Below are 23718 nucleotides of genomic sequence, written 5' to 3' on the forward strand. Positions count from 1 at the left end.
ATGGGTATGTTGAGGCGGATATTTCCCCGTCTCTGTGCTAGTTTTGCCCGGTCTTACGCCAAGTCTCGGCGTTAAGCGTGCATTCAGCATTTGTCAGGTCGAACCAATCCCCGTTTCAAGCATCTATAACCCCGTTCTCCGAGGTTATAGCCGGGGTGCCAGGCCAAGAAGGTCGGGCTCGACGGCTGACACTGCACTCTGCAATCCATATGAATTTGATAGGGAAGGAACACCACAATGGCTATTACTAAAGACCAACTGATCGCCGACCTGGCTGAAGCAGTAGACGCACCGAAAACTACCGTGCGCGCTCTGCTGGACCAACTGAGCCAGGTTGTTGCTGATCAGCTGGAAAATGGCGGCGAAATCACTCTGCCAGGCGTTGGCAAGCTGAAAGTGACCGAGCGTCCTGCCCGTACTGGCCGTAACCCTTCGACTGGCGCTGCCATCGAAATCGCTGCCAAGAAAGTTATCAAGCTGGTTGTGGCCAAAGGCCTGACCGACGCTGTTAACAAGTAAGACGCAGTAAAAAAAACCGTGCACCGGAGCGATCCGGGCACGGTTTTTTGTTGCCTGCGATATCAGTCGCGAACCCAGCGCTGGCGCCAGAGCTGCTGTTCGTTCTTGGTCTGGAAGGTCCAGGCGACGAACCGGCTTTGCTTCTGCCCCTGGGACATTTCCACCACCTGGCTTTCCAACACGCCGGCTTTTTTCAGCGCGGTCTCGATCGCCGGCAGGTTTGACGCTTTTGACACCAGGGTGCTGAACCACAACACCTTGTGGGCAAAGTGCGCACTTTCAGCGATCAATTGCGTGACGAAACGCGCTTCACCGCCCTCGCACCACAGCTCGGCCGATTGGCCGCCGAAGTTCAACACCGGCAACTTGCGCTTGGGATCGGCTTTACCCAAGGCGCGCCATTTACGCTCGCTGCCCTTGGTCGCTTCATCCATCGAGGCATGGAACGGCGGGTTGCACATGGTCAGGTCAAAGCGCTCGGCAGGCTCCAGCAGGCCCAGCAGGATGTGCTTGGGATTGGGTTGCAGGCGCAGCTGGATGACTTTGTTCAGGTCGTTGGACTGCACGATGGCCTTGGCGGCGGCCACGGCGATAGGATCGACCTCCGAGCCCAGGAAGTTCCAGCGGTACTCCATATAGCCAATCAGCGGGTAGACGCAATTGGCGCCCATGCCGATGTCCAGCACCTTGACGATGGAGCCGCGCGGAATCTTGCCGTCGTTGACGCTGGCCAGCAGGTCGGCCAGGCAGTGCACGTAGTCGGCACGCCCCGGCACCGGCGGGCATAGGTAATCGGCCGGGATGTCCCAGTGCTGGATGCCATAGAAAGCCTTGAGCAGCGCCCGGTTGAATACCCGCACCGCGTCCGGGTTGGCGAAGTCGATGCTTTCCTTGCCGTAGGGGTTGATGATCACAAATTGCGCCAGTTCCGGCGTGGTCTTGATCAGCGCCGGGAAGTCGTAACGGCCGGTGTGGCGGTTGCGCGGGTGCAGGGTAGCCTCTTTGCGCGGCGCGACGGGTTTGGCCGTGGCTGCGGTTTTAGGCTTCTTGCGTGGAGGTTTTGGCGTAGTGGGGGCGGTCATGATGATTCTGGTGTTGGCTCAAAGTGATGGGCATTGTCACACATCCTGAGCCCAACTCGGGCAAATGTGGGAGGGGGCTTGCTCCCGATAGCGGTGGATCAGCCAGTTTATAGGCAGCTGACCCACCGCCATCGGGGGCAAGCCCCCTCCCACAATGACCGCATGCACAAAAAAAGAGACCCGAAGGTCTCTTTTTTTCACACGGTTTGGCCCTTACAGGCTGGAAATCCGCGCATGTTGCTCCGCCAGCTTGCCCAAGGCCTGTTCAGCCTCGGCCAGTTTGGCGCGTTCTTTGTCGATCACTTCCGCCGGGGCCTTGTCGACGAAGGCCGCGTTGGACAGCTTGCCGCCCACTCGCTGCACTTCGCCTTGCAGGCGGGCGATTTCCTTGTCGAGTCGGGCCAGTTCCGCGCCCTTGTCGATCACGCCGGCCATCGGCACCAGCACTTCCATGTCGCCGACCAGCGCAGTGGCGGACAGCGGTGCTTCTGCGCCGTCGGCCAAGACGGTGATTGACTCCAGTTTCGCCAGCTTCTTGAGCAGCGCATCGTTCTCAGTGAGACGACGCTGATCTTCGGCGCTGGCGTTCTTCACGAACACCGCCAGCGGCTTGCCCGGACCGATATTCATCTCGGCGCGGATGTTGCGCGTGCCGAGCATCAGGGTCTTGAGCCATTCGATATCGCTTTCGGCGGCCTCATCGATACGTGCTTCGTTGGCCACAGGCCAAGGTTGCAGCATGATGGTCTTGCCTTCGATACCGGCCAGCGGCGCCAGGCGCTGCCAGATTTCTTCGGTGATGAACGGCATGAACGGATGCGCCAGGCGCAATGCCACTTCCAGTACGCGCACCAGGGTGCGACGGGTGCCGCGCTGGCGCTCGAGCGGCGCGTTTTCGTCCCACAGCACTGGCTTGGACAGTTCCAGGTACCAGTCGCAATACTGGTTCCAGATGAACTCGTACAAGGCTTGTGCGGCCAGGTCGAAACGGAACTGATCGAGTTGGCGGGTCACTTCGGCTTCGGTGCGTTGCAGTTGCGAGATGATCCAGCGGTCAGCCAGGCTCAGCTCATAGGCTTCGCCGTTCTGCCCGCAGTCTTCGCCTTTATCCAGTACGTAGCGCGCGGCGTTCCAGATCTTGTTGCAGAAGTTGCGATAGCCTTCGACGCGGCCCATGTCGAACTTGATGTCGCGACCGGTGGACGCCAGCGAGCAGAACGTGAAGCGCAGGGCGTCGGTGCCGTAGCTGGCAATGCCGTCGGCGAACTCGTCGCGGGTCTGCTTTTCGATCTTTTTCGCCAGCTTGGGCTGCATCAGGCCCGAGGTGCGTTTCTGCACCAGGGTTTCCAGGTCGATGCCGTCGATGATGTCCAAGGGGTCCAGGACGTTGCCCTTGGACTTGGACATCTTCTGGCCCTGGCCATCACGCACCAGGCCGTGCACATACACGGTCTTGAACGGTACCTGTGGGGTGCCGTCTTCGTTCTTCACCAAATGCATGGTCAGCATGATCATCCGGGCAACCCAGAAGAAAATGATGTCGAAGCCGGTGACCAGCACGTCGGTGGAGTGGAATTTCTTCAGGAATTCGGTCTGTTGCGGCCAGCCGAGGGTGGAGAAGGTCCACAGGCCGGAGCTGAACCAGGTGTCCAGTACGTCGTTGTCTTGTTGCAGCGCGATGTCGGCGCCGAGGTGGTGCTTGGCACGCACTTCGGCTTCGTCGCGGCCTACGTAGACCTTGCCCGACTCGTCGTACCAGGCCGGAATGCGGTGGCCCCACCACAGCTGACGGCTGATGCACCAATCCTGGATGTCGCGCATCCACGAGAAGTACATGTTCTCGTACTGTTTGGGCACGAACTGGATGCGACCGTCTTCAACGGCGGCAATCGCAGGCTCGGCCAGCGGCTTGGTGGACACGTACCACTGGTCGGTCAACCACGGCTCGATCACCGTGCCGGAACGGTCGCCCTTGGGCACTTTCAGGCCGTGGTCGTCCACGCTCACCAGCAAACCGGCGGCGTCGAAGGCGGCAACGATCTGCTTGCGCGCTTCAAAACGGTCTAGTCCGGCGTATTCGGCCGGGATCTTGCCGTCGATGCTCTCGTTCAGCGTACCGTCCAGGTTGAATACCTGGCAGGCCGGCAATACGGCGGCGTTCTTGTCGAAGATATTGAGCAGCGGCAGGTTGTGGCGCTTGCCGACTTCGTAGTCGTTGAAATCGTGGGCCGGGGTGATTTTCACACAGCCGGTGCCGAATTCAGGGTCGCAGTAGTCGTCCGCGATGATCGGGATGCGGCGGCCAACCAGTGGCAACTCGACGAACTTGCCGATCAGCGCCTGGTAGCGCGCGTCGTTCGGGTTAACCGCGACAGCGGCGTCGCCGAGCATGGTTTCCGGACGGGTGGTGGCGACGATCAGGTAAGCGTTGCCTTCAGCGGTCTTGGCGCCGTCAGCCAGCGGATACTTGAGGTTCCACAGGAAGCCTTTCTCGTCGTGGTTTTCCACTTCGAGGTCGGAAATCGCCGTGTGCAACTTGGTGTCCCAGTTGACCAGGCGCTTGCCGCGGTAGATAAGGCCGTCTTCATGCAAGCGCACGAAGGCTTCCTTCACCGCTTCTGACAGGCCGTCGTCCATGGTGAAACGCTCGCGGCTCCAGTCTACTGACGAACCCAGGCGACGGATCTGACGGCTGATATTGCCGCCGGACTGGTCTTTCCATTCCCAGATTTTCTCCAGGAATTTCTCGCGGCCCAGGTCGTGACGGCTTTGGCCGGTGGCTTCCAGTTGGCGTTCCACCAGCATCTGGGTGGCGATGCCGGCGTGGTCGGTGCCCGGCTGCCACAGCGTGTTACGGCCTTGCATGCGGCGGAAACGGATCAACGCATCCATGATCGCATTGTTGAAGCCATGGCCCATGTGCAGGCTGCCAGTGACATTCGGCGGTGGGATCATGATGGTGTACGAGTCGCCCGCACCTTGTGGGGCGAAATAGTTCTCGGACTCCCAGGTGTTGTACCAGGAAGTTTCGATAGCGTGGGGCTGATAGGTCTTATCCATGCGCGGCGGGACCCTAGTTGGCATTTATTCAGGAAAGCCGGCAAGTATAACGGGGCAGGGCGAGGAGGGCGAGTTGGCGTACAGCAAATGTGGGAGGGGGCTTGCCCCCGATAGCGGTGGATCAGTCACAACATCACTGACTGACACTCAGCTATCGGGGGCAAGCCCCCTCCCACATTGGATCTTTGTGTGGCTTAAGACTGGTACTGGCTGAGCAACCGCTCCATCCGCGCATCCATCCGCCGCTTGATCTCGGCTTCGATATGCGGGGCAAAATCGGCGATCACGTCTTGCATGATCAGTTGCGCGGCGGCGCGCAGTTCGTTGTCCAGGTGCAGCAGCAATGCGTCGGGCGCTTTTTCTGTTGCGGGAGCGGGCGGCGCGGCCACAGGCTTGGGTGCAGCAGGCTGGTTGTCGACCATGTCGGACAACAGTGGAATCTGTACCCCGGCCTCGACCGATTCGGTCAACAGCGGCGGTTGCAGGTCATCATCACCGAGCAACTGACGGATCGACTCGAGGTCGTCCAGCAAGTGGTCGTCTTTTTTCATCGGGTTGGGCGTGTCCATCATGTACTCAAAGTCGTTGTAGCCGGTGATCCTGCAGAGAATAGCCCTGTTCGCGATAGAAACGGAAACTCTCCCGCGCGGCCTGACGAATAGCCGGGTCCTCCACCACCACTTCCGCCACACGGGCGAATGCCTTGGCGAAGGCCGGCACTTTCAGGTCGAGGTTGACCAGCAGGTCTTGGTGATCGCCGCAACTGTCCCCCAGGCCCAGGACTACCAAGCCGTCGGGTTCGGATTCAGCGGGGCCGTGGGGCACGAAGCTTTCGCCCTTGAAGCGCCAGAGGCGGGCATCGAGGTCCTCGCGTTGGGCGGCATCGCTGCAATGCAGATAGATGCGATGGCCCATGCGCCAGGCTTTTTCGGTGAGCTTGCAGGCAAAGTCCAGCCGCGCTGAAGGATCGGCGCTGGGTAGGATGTAGAAATCGACTTGGGTCATTGCGGTTCCTGGTGCTGGCCCGGCAGTTCTGTAGGAGCGAGCTTGCTCGCTCCTACAGAACTGCCGGGGGCGCTTAGGCCTTGGCGCGGTCCAGCAAGTACTGGGTCAGCAGGGGTACCGGACGGCCAGTGGCGCCCTTGTCCTTGCCGCCGCTGGTCCATGCCGTACCGGCGATGTCCAGGTGCGCCCAGTTGAAGTTCTTGGCAAACCGCGACAGGAAGCACGCGGCGGTGATGGTGCCGGCTTTCGGCCCGCCAATGTTGGCGATGTCGGCGAACGGGCTGTCCAGTTGCTCCTGGTACTCATCGAACAGCGGCAGTTGCCAGGCGCGGTCGTCGGCGGCCTTGCCGGCGCTGAGCAATTGCTCGATCAGCTCGTCGTTATTGCCCAGCAGGCCCGATGTGTGGGCGCCCAGGGCAACCACGCAGGCACCGGTCAGGGTGGCGATGTCGATCACCGCTTGCGGCTTGAAGCGTTCGGCGTAGGTCAGCGCGTCACACAGCACCAGGCGGCCTTCGGCGTCGGTGTTGAGGATTTCCACGGTCTGGCCGCTCATTGTCGTGACGATATCGCCTGGGCGGGCAGCACCGCCGCTCGGCATGTTCTCGGCGCAGGCCAGGATGCACACCAGGTTAATCGGCAGCTTGAGTTCCAGCACGGCGCGCAGGGTGCCGAACACGCTGGCGGCGCCGCCCATGTCGTATTTCATCTCATCCATGCCGGCGCCCGGTTTGAGGCTGATGCCGCCGGTGTCGAAGGTGATGCCCTTGCCGACCAGCGCATACGGCTTCTCGGACTTCTTGCCGCCGTTGTACTGCATCACGATCAGGCGTGGCGGCTGGTCGCTGCCCTGGCCCACGGCATAGAACGAACCCATGCCCAGGTCCTTGATCTTTTTCTCATCAAGCACTTCGACCTTGAGGGCTTTGAACTCTTTGCCCAACGCCTTGGCTTGCTCGCCCAGATAAGTCGGGTGGCAGATGTTCGGCGGCAGGTTGCCCAGGTCGCGGGTGAACGACATGCCGTTGGCGATAGCCGTTGCATGAGTGACGGCGCGCTCGACTTCAGCCTGGGCAGCCTTGATGGTCAGCAGGGTGATTTTTTTCAGCGCGCGCGGTTCGGCTTTCTGGCTCTTGAACTGGTCGAAAACGTAGCCGCCGTCCACCAGGCTTTCGGCCAGCAGACGGGTCTTGCCGTAGCTGTCACGGCCTTTTACGACGATTTCATCGAGTGCCAGTGCCGCATCGCTGCCGCCCAGGCCTTTAAGGGTGGTGAGGACGGCGCTGATGATCTTGCGGAATGGACGGTCGCCCAGCTCGGCATCCTTGCCCACGCCCACCAGCAATACGCGCTCAGCCTTGAGGTTCGGCAGGCTCTGCAGCAGCAGGCTCTGGCCGACTTTGCCGGCCAGGTCGCCGCGTTTGAGCACGGCGCTGATGGCGCCGCCGCTCAGCTCATCGAGTTGCTTGGCGGCAACGCCGAGTTTGCGGCCTTCGCCGACAGCGACCACGAGGGTGGCGGTTTTCAACGTTTCGGGGCTAACGCTTTTTACAACCAATTCCATTTTCGGGTCCCTTATAAGGTCGGTGAGCCTGGCATGTGTACCCAGGCTTTAAAGCGTGGCAGCCTTGTAAACCGCCAGCGACAAAGGCCGCAGTTTGAACCTCGCCGGCGGAGCCTGACAACCCTCGAAGCACGCTTTGTGCGTGCGCATGAGGTTGCGCAGTGACAGGCGCGGTCAATCACAGGATAATGCGCCATCTTTTTAGCCGGCCCGCGCAAACGGGTCGACTCGGTATGCTTGCTTGTTTGGCCGCCTTAGCCTGACAACCCTGGAGTGTCTGGTTTGATCGTCTTCCGTTATCTATCCCGCGAAGTCCTGTTGACCCTGAGTGCCGTGAGTGCGGTATTGCTGGTCATCATCATGAGTGGTCGTTTCGTCAAATTCCTTGCGCAGGCCGCCTCGGGCGCCCTGGATCCGGGCTCTTTGTTCCTGATCATGGGCTTTCGCCTGCCGGGCTTCTTGCAACTGATCCTGCCGCTCGGCCTGTTCCTTGGCATCCTGCTGGCATATGGCCGGCTATATCTCGAAAGCGAGATGACCGTGCTGTCGGCCACTGGCATGAGCCAGCAGCGCCTGCTGGCCATGACCATGGTGCCGGCCGCCGGCGTTGCCCTGTTGGTGGCCTGGTTGAGCCTGAGCCTGGCGCCTCAGGGGGCCATGCAGTTTCAGTTGTTGCTGAACAAGCAGGACGCGATGACCGAGTTCGACACCCTCGAACCCGGGCGCTTCCAGGCGCTCAACGACGGCACGCGCGTGACCTATACCGAAGAAATGACCGAAGACCGTTCCAACCTGAGCGGCGTGTTCATTTCCCAGAAAAACCTCGGCAAGGACCAGAAAGACCGGGGCATCTCGATCCTGGTGGCCGACGGCGGCCGCCAGGAAGTGCGCCCCGACGGCAGCCGCTACCTGATCCTGGACAACGGCTATCGCTACGATGGCAGCCCGGGGTTGGCCGATTACCGTGTGATCAAGTACGACACCTACGGCGTCATGCTGCCCAAACCCGAGATCAGCGACGAGGTCACCGACCGCGATGCGCTCCCGACCGCATCACTGTTCGGTAGCCAGGAGCTGCGCTCGATCGCCGAGCTGCAATGGCGCCTGTCGCTGCCGCTGCTGGTATTCATCGTGACCTTGATGGCTGTGCCGCTGTCGCGCGTCAACCCGCGTCAGGGCCGTTTCCTCAAGCTGCTGCCGGCGATCCTGCTGTATATGGCGTACCTGACCATCCTGATTTCCGCCCGTGGCTCCCTGGAAAAGGGCAAGATTGCGCCCGCCCTGGGCCTGTGGTGGGTCCACGGGATTTTCCTGGTGATCGGCCTGGGGCTTCTCTACTGGGAGCCTATCCGTTTGAAAATGAAGAGCCGTCGTGGCCTGAAGGAGTTGGCTCGTGGCTAAGCTCGATCGCTACATTGGTAGCAGCGTACTGATCGCCATCCTGGCGGTATTGGGCATTATCCTGGGCTTGGCCTCGCTGTTTGCGTTCATCGATGAAGTGGGCAACGTCACCGATACCTATACGGTCACCGACGTACTGAGCTTCGTGGCGCTGACCGCGCCGCGTCGTCTCTACGACATGATGCCGATGGCCGGCCTGATCGGCTGCCTGATCGGCCTGGGCACCCTGGCCAGCAACAGCGAATTGACCATCATGCGCGCGGCGGGCGTGTCCATCGGGCGTATCGTCTGGGCCGTGATGAAGCCAATGCTGCTGCTGATGGCGTGCAGCGTGCTGATCGGCGAATACGTTGCGCCACCGTCCGAAGCCACCGCCCAGGCCAATCGCGCCCTGGCCCAGGGTTCGGGCGATGCGCAAAGTTCCAAGCACGGCCTGTGGCACCGCCAGGGTGACCAGTTCATCCACATCAACGCCGTGCAGCCAGGCGGGCTGTTGATCGGCGTGACGCGCTACACGTTCGACAAGGAGCGGCACATGCTCAGCTCCAGTTTCGCCAAGCGCGCGCAGTATGACGGTGAAAAATGGCAACTGAGCGACGTCACCACCACGCTCTTCCATAACGTGGGCCAGGGCATCAAGTCCAGTACCGAAGTGGTCAATGAGCCCACCCAGGCATGGGACATCGCGCTCAAGCCGGAACTGCTCAATACCGTGATCATGGTCCCGGAAACCCTGCCGATCTCGGGGTTGTGGAGCTACATCCACTACCTCAAGGACCAGGGCCTGAACAATGGTCGCTACTGGCTGGCGTTCTGGGTCAAGGTGTTGCAACCGGTGGTCACCGCCGCGCTGGTGTTGATGGCGATCTCCTTCATCTTCGGCCCGTTGCGTTCCGTGACCCTCGGCCAGCGGGTATTCACCGGCGTGCTGGTGGGCTTCACCTTCCGCATCGCCCAGGACCTGCTGGGGCCGTCGAGCCTGGTATTTGGCTTCTCGCCGCTGTTTGCGGTGCTGGTGCCGACGTTTATCTGCGCCGTGGCCGGGTTCTGGTTGTTGCGCCGAGCCGGTTGATTGCGCGCTTATGCATAAAAAATGCCCCGCTTATCCCAGCGGGGCATTTTTGTTCTGGTCAGCAAAGATGACGTCTGGCCTGAGCATCAGGTACAATTCCCGGCTATTTTTCAGCGGGCAATCTGCCTGCAGCCTTTTTGAGTGTTGATCCGTGAGTGATTTGAGTCATATCCGCAATTTCTCCATCATCGCCCACATTGACCATGGCAAGTCGACGCTGGCCGATCGATTCATCCAGATGTGCGGCGGCCTTGCCGAGCGTGAAATGGAAGCCCAGGTCCTGGACTCCATGGACCTCGAGCGTGAACGCGGGATCACCATCAAGGCCCATAGCGTCACCCTGTACTACACCGCCAAAGACGGCATCAAGTACCAGCTGAACTTCATTGACACCCCCGGCCACGTTGACTTCACCTACGAAGTCAGCCGCTCGCTGGCGGCCTGTGAAGGTGCCTTGCTGGTGGTCGACGCCGGCCAGGGCGTCGAGGCTCAGTCCGTAGCCAACTGCTATACCGCCATCGAGCAGGGCCTTGAGGTCATGCCGGTGCTGAACAAGATCGACCTGCCCCAGGCTGATCCGGACCGCGTAAAAGAAGAAATCGAAAAAATCATCGGCATTGACGCCACCGACGCCGTCGAGTGCAGCGCCAAGACCGGCCTTGGCGTCGACGAAGTGCTCGAGCGCCTGGTCAAGACCATCCCGGCCCCTACCGGTAACTACGAAGATCCGCTGCAGGCGTTGATCATCGATTCCTGGTTCGACAACTACCTGGGCGTCGTGTCCCTGGTGCGCGTACGCCACGGCCGCGTGAAGAAAGGCGACAAAATCCTGGTCAAATCCACCGGCAAGATCCACCTGGTGGACAGCGTCGGTGTGTTCAACCCCAAGCACACGGCCACCACGGACCTGAAAGCCGGTGAAGTGGGCTTCATCATCGCCGGTATCAAGGACATTCACGGGGCGCCGGTAGGCGACACCCTGACCTTGAGTTCCACCCCCGATGTCGACGTGCTGCCGGGCTTCAAACGCATCCAGCCGCAAGTCTACGCCGGCCTGTTCCCGGTCAGCTCCGACGACTTCGAAGACTTCCGCGAAGCCCTGCAGAAGCTGACCCTCAACGACTCGTCCCTGCAGTACACCCCGGAAAGTTCCGACGCCCTGGGCTTCGGCTTCCGTTGCGGGTTCCTGGGCATGCTGCACATGGAGATCATCCAGGAGCGCCTGGAGCGCGAATACGACCTGGACCTGATCACCACCGCGCCGACGGTTATTTTTGAGCTGGCGCTGAAAACCGGTGAAACGATTTACGTCGACAACCCGTCCAAGCTTCCGGATCTGTCTTCCATCGAAGACATGCGCGAGCCGATCGTGCGGGCCAATATCCTGGTTCCGCAGGAGCACCTGGGCAACGTCATCACTCTGTGTATCGAAAAACGTGGCGTGCAGCACGACATGTTGTTCCTCGGTACCCAGGTGCAAGTGACCTACGATTTGCCGATGAACGAAGTGGTCCTGGACTTCTTCGACCGTCTCAAATCCACCAGCCGCGGCTATGCTTCGCTGGATTACCATTTCGATCGTTACCAATCGGCTAATCTGGTGAAACTGGATGTGCTGATCAACGGCGACAAGGTCGATGCCCTGGCACTGATCGTGCACAAGGACAATGCGCACTACAAAGGTCGCCAGTTGACCGAGAAGATGAAAGAACTGATTCCGCGCCAGATGTTCGACGTCGCGATCCAGGCCGCCATCGGCGGGCAGATCATTGCGCGGACCTCCGTCAAGGCACTCAGAAAGAACGTACTGGCCAAATGCTACGGCGGTGACGTAAGCCGTAAGCGCAAGCTGCTTGAGAAGCAAAAGGCCGGTAAAAAACGCATGAAGCAAGTGGGCAACGTGGAAATTCCACAAGAAGCCTTCCTTGCGGTGCTCAGGTTGGATAGTTAGGTCCTATGTCACTAAATTTCCCGCTGTTGCTGGTCATCGCCGTCGCCGTTTGCGGCCTCCTGGCGTTGCTCGATCTGGTGTTCTTCGCCCCGCGTCGGCGGGCGGCTATCGCCTCCTATCAGGGCAGCGTCAGCCAGCCTGATGCGGTGGTGGTCGAGAAGCTGAACAAGGAGCCCTTGCTGGTTGAATACGGCAAGTCGTTCTTCCCGGTGTTGTTCATCGTGCTGGTGCTGCGTTCGTTCCTGGTGGAGCCGTTCCAGATCCCGTCGGGGTCGATGAAACCTACCCTGGACGTGGGCGACTTCATCCTGGTGAACAAGTTTTCCTATGGGATCCGCTTGCCGGTGATCGACAAGAAGGTCATCGAAGTCGGTGACCCCCAGCGCGGTGATGTGATGGTGTTCCGCTACCCAAGCGACCCGAACGTCAACTACATCAAGCGGGTGGTCGGCCTGCCGGGCGACGTGATCCGCTACACCAGTGACAAGCGCCTGTTCGTCAACGGTGAGTCAGTGGCCGAGAAACTGCTGGGCGCCGAGCCGAATACCTTGGGCAGCGCCGAGCTGTACCAAGAAAAACTCGGTACGGTAGAGCACCAGATCCGCAAGGAAATGAGCCGCTACCGCGCGATGCCCGATGGCCAGTGGAAAGTGCCTGCCGGGCACTATTTCATGATGGGCGACAACCGCGACAACTCCAATGACAGCCGCTACTGGGACGACCCCACTATTCCCAAGGATCTGCTGGGCATGGTGCCCGACGAGAATATTGTCGGCAAAGCCTTCGCGGTCTGGATGAGTTGGCCGGAACCCAAGCTCAGCCACCTGCCGAACTTCTCGCGGGTAGGGCTGATCAAGTAATACAAGCGGCGCTGTGAACACAGCGCCGAATGCTTTTCTGGGGCTTGGACATTTTCCGATGCCCCGTAGCACCCATCAGGATTTGAATTTGAACACTGCGTCAATCGTCGATGGCCGCCGGTGCCACCAACTAGATATGGATAAACCGTGACCGTTTCTCTCAGTCGTCTCGAGCGTCAGCTCGGCTACACCTTCAAGGACCAGGAATTGATGGTCCTTGCCCTCACACACCGCAGCTTTGCAGGGCGCAATAACGAGCGCCTGGAATTCCTCGGTGACGCCATCCTCAACTTCGCCGCCGGTGAGGCGCTCTTCGAGCGTTTTCCCCAGGCCCGTGAAGGCCAGCTTTCGCGCCTGCGTGCACGCCTTGTGAAGGGCGAGACCCTGGCCGTGCTGGCCCGAGGTTTCGGCCTGGGCGAGTACCTGCGGCTGGGCTCCGGTGAATTGAAAAGCGGCGGTTTCCGGCGCGAGTCGATCCTGGCTGATGCCCTGGAGGCATTGATCGGTGCGATCTACCTCGATGCCGGGATGGAAACGGCCAAGGAGCGCGTGGTCGCCTGGCTGGCGTCGGAAATCGAGAGCCTGACGCTGGTCGACACCAACAAAGATCCCAAGACCCGCCTGCAGGAATACCTGCAATCGCGCGGTTGCGAACTGCCACGCTACGAAGTGGTGGATATCCAGGGTGAGCCGCATTGCCGCGTGTTCTTCGTGGAATGTGAAATCACCTTACTGAACGAAAAAAGCCGAGGTCAGGGTGTGAGCCGTCGTATTGCCGAACAGGTAGCGGCCGCTGCAGCACTGATTGCCCTGGGCGTGGAGAATGGCCATGACTGATTCAACCGCAACACGCTGTGGCTATGTTGCCATCGTCGGCCGCCCGAACGTGGGCAAGTCCACGCTGCTGAACCACATCCTCGGCCAGAAGCTCGCGATCACCTCGCGCAAGCCGCAGACCACCCGCCACAATATGCTGGGCATCAAGACCGAAGGCAACGTGCAAGCGGTCTATGTGGATACCCCTGGCATGCACAAAGGCGGCGAAAAAGCGCTTAACCGCTACATGAACAAGACCGCTTCGGCGGCGTTGAAAGACGTCGACGTGGTGATCTTCGTGGTTGACCGCACCAAGTGGACCGACGAAGACCAGATGGTCCTCGATCGTGTGCAGTACGTCACCGGCCCCTTGATCGTCGCGCTGAACAAGACCGACCGCATCGAAGACAAAGCCGAGCTGATGCCGCACCTGAGCTGGCTGCAGGAGCAACTGCCAAACGCCCAGATCATGCCGATCTCGGCGCAGCACGGCCACAACCTCGAAGCCCTGGAACGCGTGATTGCCGGCTACCTGCCGGAGAACGAGCATTTCTTCCCGGAAGATCAGATCACCGACCGCAGCAGCCGCTTCCTCGCCGCCGAACTGGTGCGCGAGAAAATCATGCGCCAGATGGGCGCCGAGCTGCCGTACCAGATCACCGTTGAAATCGAAGAGTTCAAGCAGCAGGGCAAAACCCTGCACATTCATGCCTTGATCCTCGTTGAGCGTGACGGCCAGAAGAAAATCATCATTGGCGACAAGGGCGAGCGCATCAAGCGCATCGGCACCGAGGCGCGCAAGGACATGGAATTGCTGTTCGACTCCAAGATCATGCTTAACCTGTGGGTGAAGGTTAAGGGTGGCTGGTCCGATGATGAGCGTGCGTTGCGCTCCCTCGGCTACGGCGACCTGTAAGCACACCGCAGGGCTGAAAATGTGGGAGGGGGCTTGCTCCCGATAGCGGTGGGTCAGTTAACAAATAAGTGACTGACAGACTGCCATCGGGGGCAAGCCCCCTCCCACATTAGGTTTATGTTGTTTTCAAGATCGAGAACCCATGTCCCCAACCCCACCCCCCAGCCAGCTCGCCTACGTCCTGCATAGCCGCGCCTACCGTGAGACCAGCGCGCTGGTGGACTTCCTCACGCCTCAAGGTCGCTTGCGCGCGGTTTTGCGCAGTGCGCGGGGCAAGGCCGGTACGTTGGCGCGGCCCTTCGTGGCGCTGGACGTGGAGTTTCGTGGCAAGGGCGAGTTGAAGAACGTGGGCCGCCTGGAAAGCGTTGGCACCTCTGCCTGGCTCAATGGCGATGCGCTGTTTAGCGGGCTCTATCTCAATGAGCTGCTGATCCGCCTGTTGCCCGCCGAAGACCCGCACCCGGCGGTCTTCGATCACTACGCCGCCACCTTGCTCGCCCTCGCTGAAGGCCGTCCTTTGGAGCCGCTGTTGCGCGCCTTTGAATGGCGCCTGCTGGATGACCTGGGCTACGGTTTTGAACTGCACAACGACCTGCACGGTGATCCCGTCGCCGCCGACGGCATGTACCGCCTGCAAGTAGACGCAGGCCTTGAGCGTGTGTACTTGTTGCAACCCGGTCTGTTCCAGGGCACCGAACTGCTGGCGATGAGCGAGGCGGACTGGACTGCCCCCGGCGCCTTGTCCGCCGCCAAGCGCCTGATGCGCCAGGCCCTGGCCGTGCACCTGGGCGGACGGCCGCTGGTCAGTCGCGAGTTGTTTCGAAAGCCCTGACATCCCCGTGTATGCTGTGCACCGATTCTTTCCCTTTTCAGGAGCGCTTCCGTGAGCACCAGCAATCGCATTCTTCTTGGCGTCAACATCGACCACGTCGCCACCCTGCGCCAGGCCCGGGGCACCCGTTACCCTGACCCGGTCAAGGCTGCGCTGGACGCCGAAGAAGCGGGCGCCGACGGCATCACCGTGCACCTGCGCGAAGACCGCCGCCACATCCAGGAGCGCGACGTGTTGCTGCTCAAGGACGTGCTGCAGACCCGCATGAACTTCGAAATGGGCGTCACCGAGGAAATGATGGCGTTCGCCGAGCGCATCCGCCCGGCGCACATTTGCCTGGTGCCGGAAACCCGCCAGGAACTCACCACCGAGGGCGGCCTTGACGTCGCGGGCCAGGAAGCGCGAATCAAGGCTGCCGTGGAGCGCCTGTCGAAGATCGGCAGCGAAGTGTCATTGTTCATCGATGCTGACGAGCGCCAGATCGAAGCCTCGCGCCGCGTCGGCGCGCCAGCGATCGAGCTGCACACCGGTCGCTACGCCGATGCCACCACGCCGACCGAAGTGGCCGAGGAGCTGCAACGCATCATCGACGGTGTGAACTGCGGCCTCACTGAAGGCCTGATCGTCAACGCCGGCCATGGCCTGCACTATCACAACGTCGAAGCCGTGGCCGCGATCAAGGGCATCAACGAACTGAACATCGGGCATGCGCTGGTGGCTCACGCGCTGTTCGTCGGGTTCAAAGGCGCCGTGGCCGAGATGAAGGCGCTGATTCTGGCGGCTGCCAGGACCTGAGCGAACACGCTATAGAACCCAATGCATATCAAAAATGTGGGAGGGGGCTTGCTCCCGATAGCAGGGTGTCAGTCAGTACATATATTGACTGATCCACCGCTATCGGGAGCAAGCCCCCTCCCACATTGGGACCCCAGTGAATTGTAGAATTGCACCATGCGGCAATGCGAACCCTTACTGTTTAGCCCGCGCAGGTGTATCGTATCTGCCCTTTGCGGGCCCTGGCCTGCGACCGATACGTGAGGTTGTTGTGTCCCAATCGTTTTCCCGTCGACAGATCCTCGGTGGCCTTGCCGGCCTGGCCGTCGTAGGTGTGGGCGCCGGTGGCGCCTACCGCTACTGGCTGGGCAAGGTTGCCGATGCCAACGCAGGAAGCGACTACCAACTGATCGCCGCGCCGCTCGATGTGGAACTGGTGCCGGGCCACACCACCCAAGCCTGGGCGTTCGGCCCTTCTGCACCGGGCGCCGAGCTGCGCGTACGCCAGGGCGAATGGCTGCGGGTGCGCTTTATCAACCACCTGCCGGTCGCCACCACCATCCACTGGCATGGCATCCGCCTGCCGCTGGAAATGGACGGCGTGCCCTACGTCTCGCAATTGCCGGTATTGCCAGGGGAATACTTCGACTACAAGTTCCGCGTGCCCGACGCCGGCAGCTACTGGTACCACCCCCATGTGAACAGCAGCGAAGAACTCGGCCGTGGCCTGGTCGGGCCGTTGATCATCGAAGAGCGCGAGCCCACCGGTTTCAAGCACGAACGCACCCTCAGCCTGAAAAGCTGGCACGTGGATGAAGAGGGCGCCTTCGTGGCGTTCAGTATTCCCCGCGAGGCGGCGCGTGGCGGTACGGCAGGGCGGTTGTCCACCATCAACGGCGTGGCCCAGGCGGTGATCGACCTGCCGGCCGGGCAGATCACCCGCGTGCGCCTGCTCAACCTCGACAACACCCTGACTTATCGCCTCAACATCCCGGATGTCGAAGCGCAGATCTACGCGCTGGACGGCAACCCCATCGAGCCGCGCCCGCTGGGCAAGGAATACTGGCTGGGCCCTGGGATGCGTATTTGCCTGGCCATCAAGGCGCCGCCAGCGGGCGAAGAGCTGTCGATCCGCAATGGCCCGGTGCGTCTGGGTACGTTCCGCTCGGTGGCCAATACCGACGCGCCGAGCGAATGGCCGCCCGCATTGCCGCCCAACCCGGTTGCCGAACCGGACCTGGCCAATGCGGAAAAACTCAACTTCAATTTCGAGTGGGTCGGCTCGGTGTCGGTCAACGTCGACAACGGCAAGCCACCGAGCTTGTGGCAGATCAACGGCCAGGCCTGGGACATCACCGACAAAACCTGCGCCGACCGCCCGATCGCCAAGTTGGAGAAGGGCAAAAGCTATATTTTCGAATTGAAGAACATGACCCAGTACCAGCACCCGATCCACCTGCACGGCATGAGTTTCAAGGTGATTGCCTCGAACCGCCACAAGGTCATCCCGTATTTCACCGACACCTACCTGCTGGGCAAGAACGAACGCGCCCGCGTGGCGTTGGTGGCGGATAACCCGGGGGTGTGGATGTTCCACTGCCATGTGATCGACCATATGGAAACCGGCCTGATGGCCGCCATCGAGGTGGCGTGATGCGCCAGATTCGCCCGGCGATCATCGACCGCAGCCGCGACCAGGACTTCATGCGCGAAGCCCTGGCACTTGCCGCCCAGGGCGCGGCGCTGGGTGAAGTGCCGGTGGGCGCGGTCCTGGTGCAAAACGGTGAGATCATCGGCCGTGGTTTCAACTGCCCGATCAGCGGCAATGACCCCAGCGCGCATGCCGAGATGGTCGCCATCCGCGCCGCTGCGCAAGCGATCAGCAACTATCGCCTGGTTGGCAGCACGTTGTATGTGACGTTGGAGCCGTGCAGCATGTGCGCCGGCCTGATCGTGCATTCGCGGGTGGCGCGGGTGGTGTATGGCGCGCTGGAACCCAAGGCCGGGATTGTGCAGAGCCAGGGCCAGTTTTTTACCCAGGGGTTTCTCAACCATAAGGTGCTGTTCGAAGGCGGAGTGCTGGCCGAGGAGTGCGGAACGGTGTTGAGTGAGTTTTTCAAAGCCCGGCGGGCCAAGCCACCACTCTAAAGAACACTGAGGATAAAAATGTGGGAGGGGGCTTGCTCCCGATGGCGGTGTATCAGCCATAAATGTGGTGGCTGACACTCTGCTATCGGGGGCAAGCCCCCTCCCACATTTTGCCCTCTGTTTATTCAGGAAGAGCGGGACTATTTCTTGGCGATGATCACCGCCCGCATCGGTGCCGGCAGCCCTTCAATCGTCTTGCTGTGATCTTCCGGATCGAGAAAGTCACTCAGCGACTGGTATTTCATCCACCCGGTCCCACGCTGTTCCTCCACCGTGGTCACGCTCACATCCACGCAACGCACGTCACTGAAACCGGCGCGGCGCAGCCATAGCATCAACGCGGGGACCGAGGGCAGGAACCACACGTTACGCATCTGCGCGTAGCGGTCTTCCGGTACCAGCACTTGTTGCTGGTCGCCTTCCACCACCAGGGTTTCCAGCACCAGTTCGCCGCCCTTGACCAGGGTGTCCTTCAGCGCCAGCAGATGTTCTATCGGCGAACGACGGTGATAGAACACGCCCATGGAAAACACCGTGTCGAAGCCTTCAAGGTTCGCCGGCAGGTCTTCGAACGGGAACGGCAGGTGCCAGGCCCTGGGTGCTGACAGGTACCGCTGCACCGCCTGGAACTGGCAGAAAAACAGCCAGTTCGGGTCGACGCCAATCACGCTGTCGGCGCCGGCGCCGAGCATGCGCCACATGTAGTAGCCGTTGCCGCAGCCCACATCGAGGATGCGCTTGCCGTTCAAATCCAGGTGCGGCGCCACCCGCGACCACTTCCAGTCCGAGCGCCATTCGGTGTCCACATGCACGCCGAACAGGTGGAACGGCCCCTTGCGCCACGGGCTCAGGCCCATCAGCGCGGTGTGCATTTGCGCACGGGTGGCGTCATCGCATTCAGTGTCCAACACCAGGCCTGTGAGCAAGTCGACGTGACTGGGCTGGATGTTGGGCAGCGCGTCCAATGCACTTTGCCAGCGCTCCAGGTCGCCATGGCCTTTTTCCATTTTGCTATCGAGCTGCGCTTGCAGGCCCTGGGCCCACACGGCCAAGGGAGTGCCGACCAGATGGCGGGCGAGGGGAGACAAATCAATCATGGCAAGGCAATCAACGAGGCAAAGTTAAGACACTGGAACCACGGCACGACTTTCGAGAACCCGGCCGCCAGCAGGCGTTCGCGGTGTTCTTCGAGGCTGTCGGGCTTCATGACGTTTTCGATGGCGCTGCGCTTCTGGGCGATTTCCAGCTCGCTGTAGCCGTTGGCGCGTTTGAACGCGATATGCAGGTCGGTGAGCAACGCCTGTTCCTGGGTATCGTTGAAGCGCAGTTTTTCCGAGAGGATCAGCGCACCGCCCGGCAGCAGCGACTGACGGATGCGCCCGAGCAACGCCAGGCGTTCATCGGGGGCGATGAATTGCAGGGTGAAGTTCAGCGCGACTACCGAGGCCGGCTGGAAGTGCAGGGCGAGGATATCGCCCTCGATCACCTCCACCGGCAGCAATTCCTGGAACATCGAATCCTGGCCATTGAGGTATTCGCGGCAGCGTTCGACCATCGCCGTCGAGTTATCCACCGCGATCACCCGGCACCCGTCGGTACGCACATGGCGGCGCAGGGCCTGGGTCACGGCGCCCAGGGACGAGCCCAGGTCATACAGCACACTGCCCGGCTGGGCGAACTGGGCGGCGAGCACGCCGAGGTTTTCAACGATGGTCGGGTAACCGGGCACCGAGCGCTTGATCATGTCCGGGAACACCCGCACCACGTCTTCGTTAAAGGCGAAGTCCGGCACCTGGGGCAGGGGCTGGGCGAATAGGCGATCGGGTTCTTTGCTCACGGTTGTTCCGGCGACGAGGAAGGAAAGGCCGGCATTTTAGCTAAGTTGAACGGGGCGTGCGCGATTTGTCTGAAAACCATCACCGGTACAAAAAAGGACTGCACTGGCTCATGATGCCGGCACAGTCTTTATAATCAGTGATGACTGGCATTGGTTAAAATTATTCTTTGAGATGGAATGTGGCCTCTATTTGGTACGTGTTCGAACCATTATTCCTTGCGGTTAGAGAAAGCGTGCCTTGGTAGTGTCGATTTGTATGGTCCGGTTTTATCTCAAGGGTGCCCGAGTAGTTTTGAAGAATATCAGTGTTTGCGGGAACTACCACAGCGCTTCTGAAACTGGAGAAAGTACCTATATTATGTTTGCCGGCGGGAATGTCCGGGGCGAGTTTTAACGTTATTGACTTCCAACCTACGCCGGGAATCTCTTCGCCTGAGTAGATCTCGAGTTCGCTACCGTCACGAAATATGAAGTGCTCTTTACCATTGAACGCTGTCGGCTGACCATTCATAGCAATGGTGCCCGAGAAGTGTCCATTTGCTTTTTGTCCGTTAAGTTTAGCGTGACTCATGATTCAAACCTCCAGATCCGGTGAGTGAGGTTATCCGTGCCGGATTGCTAGGTAGGCTATTCTTGATTGGGAAGCGGGAATACTGTCAACAATGACAGTTTGCTAGGCGGTTTAGATATATAAATTGCCTATGCGTGATCTAAATATGTTTTTTCTTGGGCGCATTCTTGAGTGTCTAGGAGCGTTCGGCACGTCACTGGTCAGCCGTGCCAGCGCACGCCAGAGCATCGCCCATCAACGAAAGAATCAGCCATGACCTATCAGTTCACCGTAATGGCGCAGTCGAACGTCTGGGTGGGTTCGGCCTCCGGCTCCCACGGTTGCTGGGAGGTCAGGCGCAAACGGCCTTGCCCGGCGGCAAATGCCTGGAAGCGCCAGGTGGACTGGCCGCCGCCACCGATCACGCCGGATTCGCTGCTGCTGTACACCTCCGGGCTCAGCGCCCGCAACACGCCGCCGGCGGAGTCCTGGATGGCCCAGCGGTAGCCGGTGGTGGGGTTGCTGGGCAGGGTGAGGATCAGGTTCTGACCGGAAGTGAGCTGGAGCGGGCAGGCACTCTGGTCATCCACGCTGATGTTTTGCTTCGGCCCGCTGGCGCATGCGGCCAGCAGGGCAAGGCTCAAGGGGAGAAATAGGCGGGCAACGGTCATGGGGGCTCCGGTTGTACACGACGAAGGGCGAGCATAACCGAAGATGAGACAAGGTGTGACAGGAGGGGGGTGTGTTGGCAGGGCTGGCCTCATCGGGAGCAAGCCCCCTCCCACACTTGAAGGCATTCACAAATCAAAATGTGGGAGGGGGCTTGCCCCCGATAGCGCCAGTTCAGGCACTACATAACGGTCAGAAAAGCACCTTCGCCACATCCGCAAAACGCTTGGCAAAATGCACCGTCATGCCTTCCTTCAGGTACTCCGGCAGCTCTTCAAAGCTGCCACGGTTGGGCTCCGGCAGGATCAACTCGTGAATCTTCTGGCGCCGCGCCGCAATCACCTTCTCACGCACGCCGCCAATCGGTAGCACATGCCCGGTCAACGTCAGTTCACCGGTCATGGCCACGCCTTTTTTCGGCGGCTGGTTGCGTGCCAGGGACAGCAGCGCGCTGGCCATGGTCACGCCGGCGCTCGGTCCGTCTTTGGGCGTGGCGCCTTCCGGTACGTGCAAATGGACGAAGGCTTCATCGAAGAACTTCGGATCACCGCCAAACGACTTCAGGTTGGAGCTGATGAAGCTGTAGGCGATTTCGGCGGATTCCTTCATCACCTCACCCAGTTGCCCGGTGAGCTTGAAGCCGCGATTGAGCGTGTGGATGCGCGTCGCTTCGATCGGCAAGGTCGCGCCACCCATGCTGGTCCAGGCCAGGCCGGTAATCACGCCAGTGCCCGACAGCACTTGTTCATTGCGAAACACCGGCATGCCCAGGGAGGCTTCCAGGTCCTTGTTAGCGATCTTGATCACCGAATTCGGCTCATCCAGCAGCTTGACCACCGCCTTGCGCACCAGTTTGCCCAGTTGTTTCTCCAGCTGACGCACGCCGGCTTCCCGCGCATACCCATCGATCAACGCACGCAGGGCGCCGTCGCTGATGCTCAGGCTGGTTTTTGCCACACCGGCTTTTTCCAGCTGCTTGGGCCACAGGTGGCGCTTGGCGATGGCGACTTTTTCTTCGGTGATGTAGCCCGACAGGCGAATCACTTCCATGCGGTCGAGCAACGGGCCGGGGATCGAGTCCAGGGTGTTGGCGGTGCACACGAACAGCACCTTGGACAGGTCCAGGCGCAGGTCCAGGTAGTGGTCGAGGAATTCGACGTTCTGCTCGGGATCGAGGGTTTCAAGCAGCGCCGAGGCCGGGTCGCCCTGGAAGCTCTGGCCCATCTTGTCGATCTCGTCGAGCATGATCACCGGGTTCATCACTTCCACATCCTTGAGCGCCTGCACCAGCTTGCCCGGCAGCGCGCCGATGTAGGTGCGGCGGTGGCCCTTGATCTCGGCCTCGTCGCGCATGCCGCCGACACTGAAGCGGTAGAACGGCCGCCCCAGGGATTCGGCGATGGATTTACCGACGCTGGTCTTGCCTACGCCAGGCGGGCCCACCAGCAGCACGATGGAACCGGCGACTTCACCTTTATAGGCGCCTACCGCGAGGAACTCGAGGATGCGGCTCTTGATGTCGTCCAGGCCCGCATGGTGTTTATCCAACACCTTGCGCGCATGTTTCAGGTCGAGTTTGTCTTCGCCATACACGCCCCACGGTACTGAGGTGGCCCAGTCCAGGTAGTTACGGGTGACGGCGTATTCCGGCGAGCCGGTTTCGAGGATCGACAGCTTGTTGAGTTCTTCATCGATACGTTTCTGCGCCTGGGCCGGCAGCGTCTTGCCCACCAGTCGCTGCTCGAATTGTTCGACATCGGCGCTGCGGTCGTCCTTGGTCAGGCCCAGCTCTTGCTGGATGACCTTGAGCTGTTCCTTGAGGAAGAACTCGCGCTGATGTTCGCCGATCTTGCGGTTCACTTCGGCGGAGAGTTCTTTTTGCAGGCGTGCGACTTCGACCTCTTTGCGCAGCATCGGCAAAACTTTTTCCATGCGCTTGAGCATGGGCACGCAATCGAGCACTTCCTGCAACTCGTTACCGGTGGCCGAGGTCAGCGCGGCGGCGAAGTCGGTGAGCGGCGACGGGTCGTTGGGGCTGAAGCGGTTGAGGTAGTTCTTCAACTCTTCGCTGTACAGCGGGTTGAGCGGCAGCAGTTCCTTGATCGCATTGATCAGCGCCATGCCGTAGGCCTTTACCTCGTCGGTCGGCTCGCTCGGCTGGTGCGGGTATTCGACCTCCACCAGGTACGGTGGGCGGTGGTGCTTGAGCCAGGTCTTGATGCGCACGCGCGTCAGGCCTTGGGCCACGAATTGCAGCTTGCCGTTTTCGCGGCTGGCGTGGTGCACCTTGACCAGGGTGCCGTACAGCGGCAGGGCAGAGGTGTCGAAGTGGCGCGGGTCTTCGGGCGGTGTATCCATGAAAAACAGGGCGAGGGAATGGTGGTCGGATTTGCTCACCAGTTCCAGGGTTTCGGCCCAGGGTTCTTCATTGACGATGACCGGCAACACCTGCGCCGGAAAAAACGGCCGGTTGTGGATCGGGATGATGTAGACCTTGTCCGGCAGGTTTTGCCCAGGCAGGGCCAGGCCGGTGTTGGACGAAGTTTCGGCGTTTTCGGGGTCGGCGTAGTCGTTCAGGTCGTAATCAGGGACGTCTTGCTGGTCGCTCATGGGGCACCTGCATAAGGAAGTATGCAGCTTAGATGGGGCAGGGCAGCGGTGG

At 60.7% G+C, this 23718-nt stretch carries 21 protein-coding genes; 11 read left to right on the plus strand and 10 right to left on the minus strand.

Annotation, left to right across the window (positions count from 1 at the left end; all coding sequences use genetic code 11):
* The first annotated feature begins 237 nt into the window (after positions 1 to 237).
* Positions 238 to 519 (plus strand): HU family DNA-binding protein, encoded by a 282-nt coding sequence (locus tag C4J89_RS05290; RefSeq protein ID WP_003188840.1) that lies wholly within the window; start codon positions 238 to 240, stop codon positions 517 to 519.
* Between the two features lie 62 nt (positions 520 to 581).
* Here C4J89_RS05290 and rlmF read toward each other — a convergent pair whose 3' ends face one another.
* The 5 genes from rlmF to C4J89_RS05315 form a co-directional block, all read right to left on the minus strand.
* Positions 582 to 1601 (minus strand): 23S rRNA (adenine(1618)-N(6))-methyltransferase RlmF, encoded by a 1020-nt coding sequence (gene rlmF / locus C4J89_RS05295; protein ID WP_124413925.1) that lies wholly within the window; start codon positions 1599 to 1601, stop codon positions 582 to 584.
* Between the two features lie 213 nt (positions 1602 to 1814).
* Complete coding sequence (locus C4J89_RS05300) at positions 1815 to 4661, minus strand: valine--tRNA ligase (protein WP_124413926.1); 2847 nt, start codon at positions 4659 to 4661, stop codon at positions 1815 to 1817.
* Positions 4662 to 4855: 194 nt separating this feature from the next.
* The gene (locus tag C4J89_RS05305) at positions 4856 to 5230 is read right to left on the minus strand and encodes a DNA polymerase III subunit chi (RefSeq protein WP_124361441.1); all 375 of its coding nucleotides are present in this window, start codon (positions 5228 to 5230) and stop codon (positions 4856 to 4858) included.
* A 7-nt stretch (positions 5231 to 5237) separates the two neighbouring features.
* A complete protein-coding gene (locus C4J89_RS05310) occupies positions 5238 to 5666 on the minus strand; it encodes a DNA polymerase III subunit chi (protein ID WP_124403185.1) in 429 nt (142 codons plus the stop codon).
* A 73-nt stretch (positions 5667 to 5739) separates the two neighbouring features.
* Positions 5740 to 7230, minus strand: a complete 1491-nt coding sequence (locus C4J89_RS05315; protein ID WP_124361442.1) for a leucyl aminopeptidase — start codon at positions 7228 to 7230, stop codon at positions 5740 to 5742.
* A gap of 282 nt (positions 7231 to 7512) precedes the next feature.
* On the opposite strand from C4J89_RS05315, the gene lptF reads away from it, so the two are divergent.
* The 10 genes from lptF (at position 7513) to tadA (ending at position 18000) form a co-directional block, all read left to right on the plus strand.
* Positions 7513 to 8631: an LPS export ABC transporter permease LptF gene (gene lptF, locus C4J89_RS05320; protein ID WP_124361443.1), complete on the plus strand. Its 1119-nt coding sequence runs from the start codon at positions 7513 to 7515 to the stop codon at positions 8629 to 8631.
* Positions 8624 to 9703 (plus strand): LPS export ABC transporter permease LptG, encoded by a 1080-nt coding sequence (gene lptG / locus C4J89_RS05325; protein WP_124413927.1) that lies wholly within the window; start codon positions 8624 to 8626, stop codon positions 9701 to 9703. The genes lptF and lptG overlap by 8 nt, the downstream gene beginning before the upstream one ends.
* 151 nt (positions 9704 to 9854) lie before the next feature.
* Positions 9855 to 11654: a translation elongation factor 4 gene (gene lepA / locus C4J89_RS05330; RefSeq protein ID WP_003210439.1), complete on the plus strand. Its 1800-nt coding sequence runs from the start codon at positions 9855 to 9857 to the stop codon at positions 11652 to 11654.
* 5 nt (positions 11655 to 11659) lie between these two features.
* Complete coding sequence (lepB, locus tag C4J89_RS05335) at positions 11660 to 12514, plus strand: signal peptidase I (protein ID WP_124361445.1); 855 nt, start codon at positions 11660 to 11662, stop codon at positions 12512 to 12514.
* Positions 12515 to 12661: 147 nt separating this feature from the next.
* On the plus strand, positions 12662 to 13351 hold the full coding sequence (rnc, locus tag C4J89_RS05340; protein ID WP_003188856.1) for a ribonuclease III: 690 nt from the start codon (positions 12662 to 12664) through the stop codon (positions 13349 to 13351).
* The gene (gene era / locus C4J89_RS05345) at positions 13344 to 14246 is read left to right on the plus strand and encodes a GTPase Era (protein WP_124413928.1); all 903 of its coding nucleotides are present in this window, start codon (positions 13344 to 13346) and stop codon (positions 14244 to 14246) included. The genes rnc and era overlap by 8 nt, the downstream gene beginning before the upstream one ends.
* A gap of 142 nt (positions 14247 to 14388) precedes the next feature.
* On the plus strand, positions 14389 to 15078 hold the full coding sequence (recO, locus tag C4J89_RS05350) for a DNA repair protein RecO (protein WP_124361446.1): 690 nt from the start codon (positions 14389 to 14391) through the stop codon (positions 15076 to 15078).
* 51 nt (positions 15079 to 15129) lie between these two features.
* Positions 15130 to 15873, plus strand: a complete 744-nt coding sequence (gene pdxJ / locus C4J89_RS05355; protein ID WP_124413929.1) for a pyridoxine 5'-phosphate synthase — start codon at positions 15130 to 15132, stop codon at positions 15871 to 15873.
* Between the two features lie 250 nt (positions 15874 to 16123).
* A complete protein-coding gene (locus C4J89_RS05360) occupies positions 16124 to 17506 on the plus strand; it encodes a multicopper oxidase family protein (RefSeq protein WP_124413930.1) in 1383 nt (460 codons plus the stop codon).
* Positions 17506 to 18000: a tRNA adenosine(34) deaminase TadA gene (gene tadA, locus C4J89_RS05365; protein ID WP_124361449.1), complete on the plus strand. Its 495-nt coding sequence runs from the start codon at positions 17506 to 17508 to the stop codon at positions 17998 to 18000. Before C4J89_RS05360 ends, tadA begins: the two co-directional genes overlap by 1 nt.
* A 140-nt stretch (positions 18001 to 18140) precedes the next feature.
* Here the strand turns inward: tadA and cmoB are convergent, their stop codons facing one another.
* From cmoB to lon, 5 genes are all read right to left on the minus strand, one after another.
* The gene (gene cmoB / locus C4J89_RS05370; RefSeq protein WP_124413931.1) at positions 18141 to 19097 is read right to left on the minus strand and encodes a tRNA 5-methoxyuridine(34)/uridine 5-oxyacetic acid(34) synthase CmoB; all 957 of its coding nucleotides are present in this window, start codon (positions 19095 to 19097) and stop codon (positions 18141 to 18143) included.
* Positions 19094 to 19837 (minus strand): carboxy-S-adenosyl-L-methionine synthase CmoA, encoded by a 744-nt coding sequence (cmoA, locus tag C4J89_RS05375; RefSeq protein WP_124413932.1) that lies wholly within the window; start codon positions 19835 to 19837, stop codon positions 19094 to 19096. Before cmoA ends, cmoB begins: the two co-directional genes overlap by 4 nt.
* A gap of 160 nt (positions 19838 to 19997) precedes the next feature.
* Positions 19998 to 20408, minus strand: a complete 411-nt coding sequence (locus C4J89_RS05380; RefSeq protein ID WP_124413933.1) for a hypothetical protein — start codon at positions 20406 to 20408, stop codon at positions 19998 to 20000.
* Positions 20409 to 20668: 260 nt separating this feature from the next.
* Positions 20669 to 21058, minus strand: coding sequence for a protease inhibitor I42 family protein (locus C4J89_RS05385; RefSeq protein WP_124413934.1), 390 nt, complete (start codon positions 21056 to 21058; stop codon positions 20669 to 20671).
* Positions 21059 to 21248: 190 nt separating this feature from the next.
* On the minus strand, positions 21249 to 23666 hold the full coding sequence (gene lon, locus C4J89_RS05390) for an endopeptidase La (protein WP_124413935.1): 2418 nt from the start codon (positions 23664 to 23666) through the stop codon (positions 21249 to 21251).
* Between the last annotated feature and the right edge of the window lie 52 nt (positions 23667 to 23718).

Source organism: Pseudomonas sp. R4-35-07 (assembly GCF_003852235.1).
Lineage (GTDB): Bacteria > Pseudomonadota > Gammaproteobacteria > Pseudomonadales > Pseudomonadaceae > Aquipseudomonas.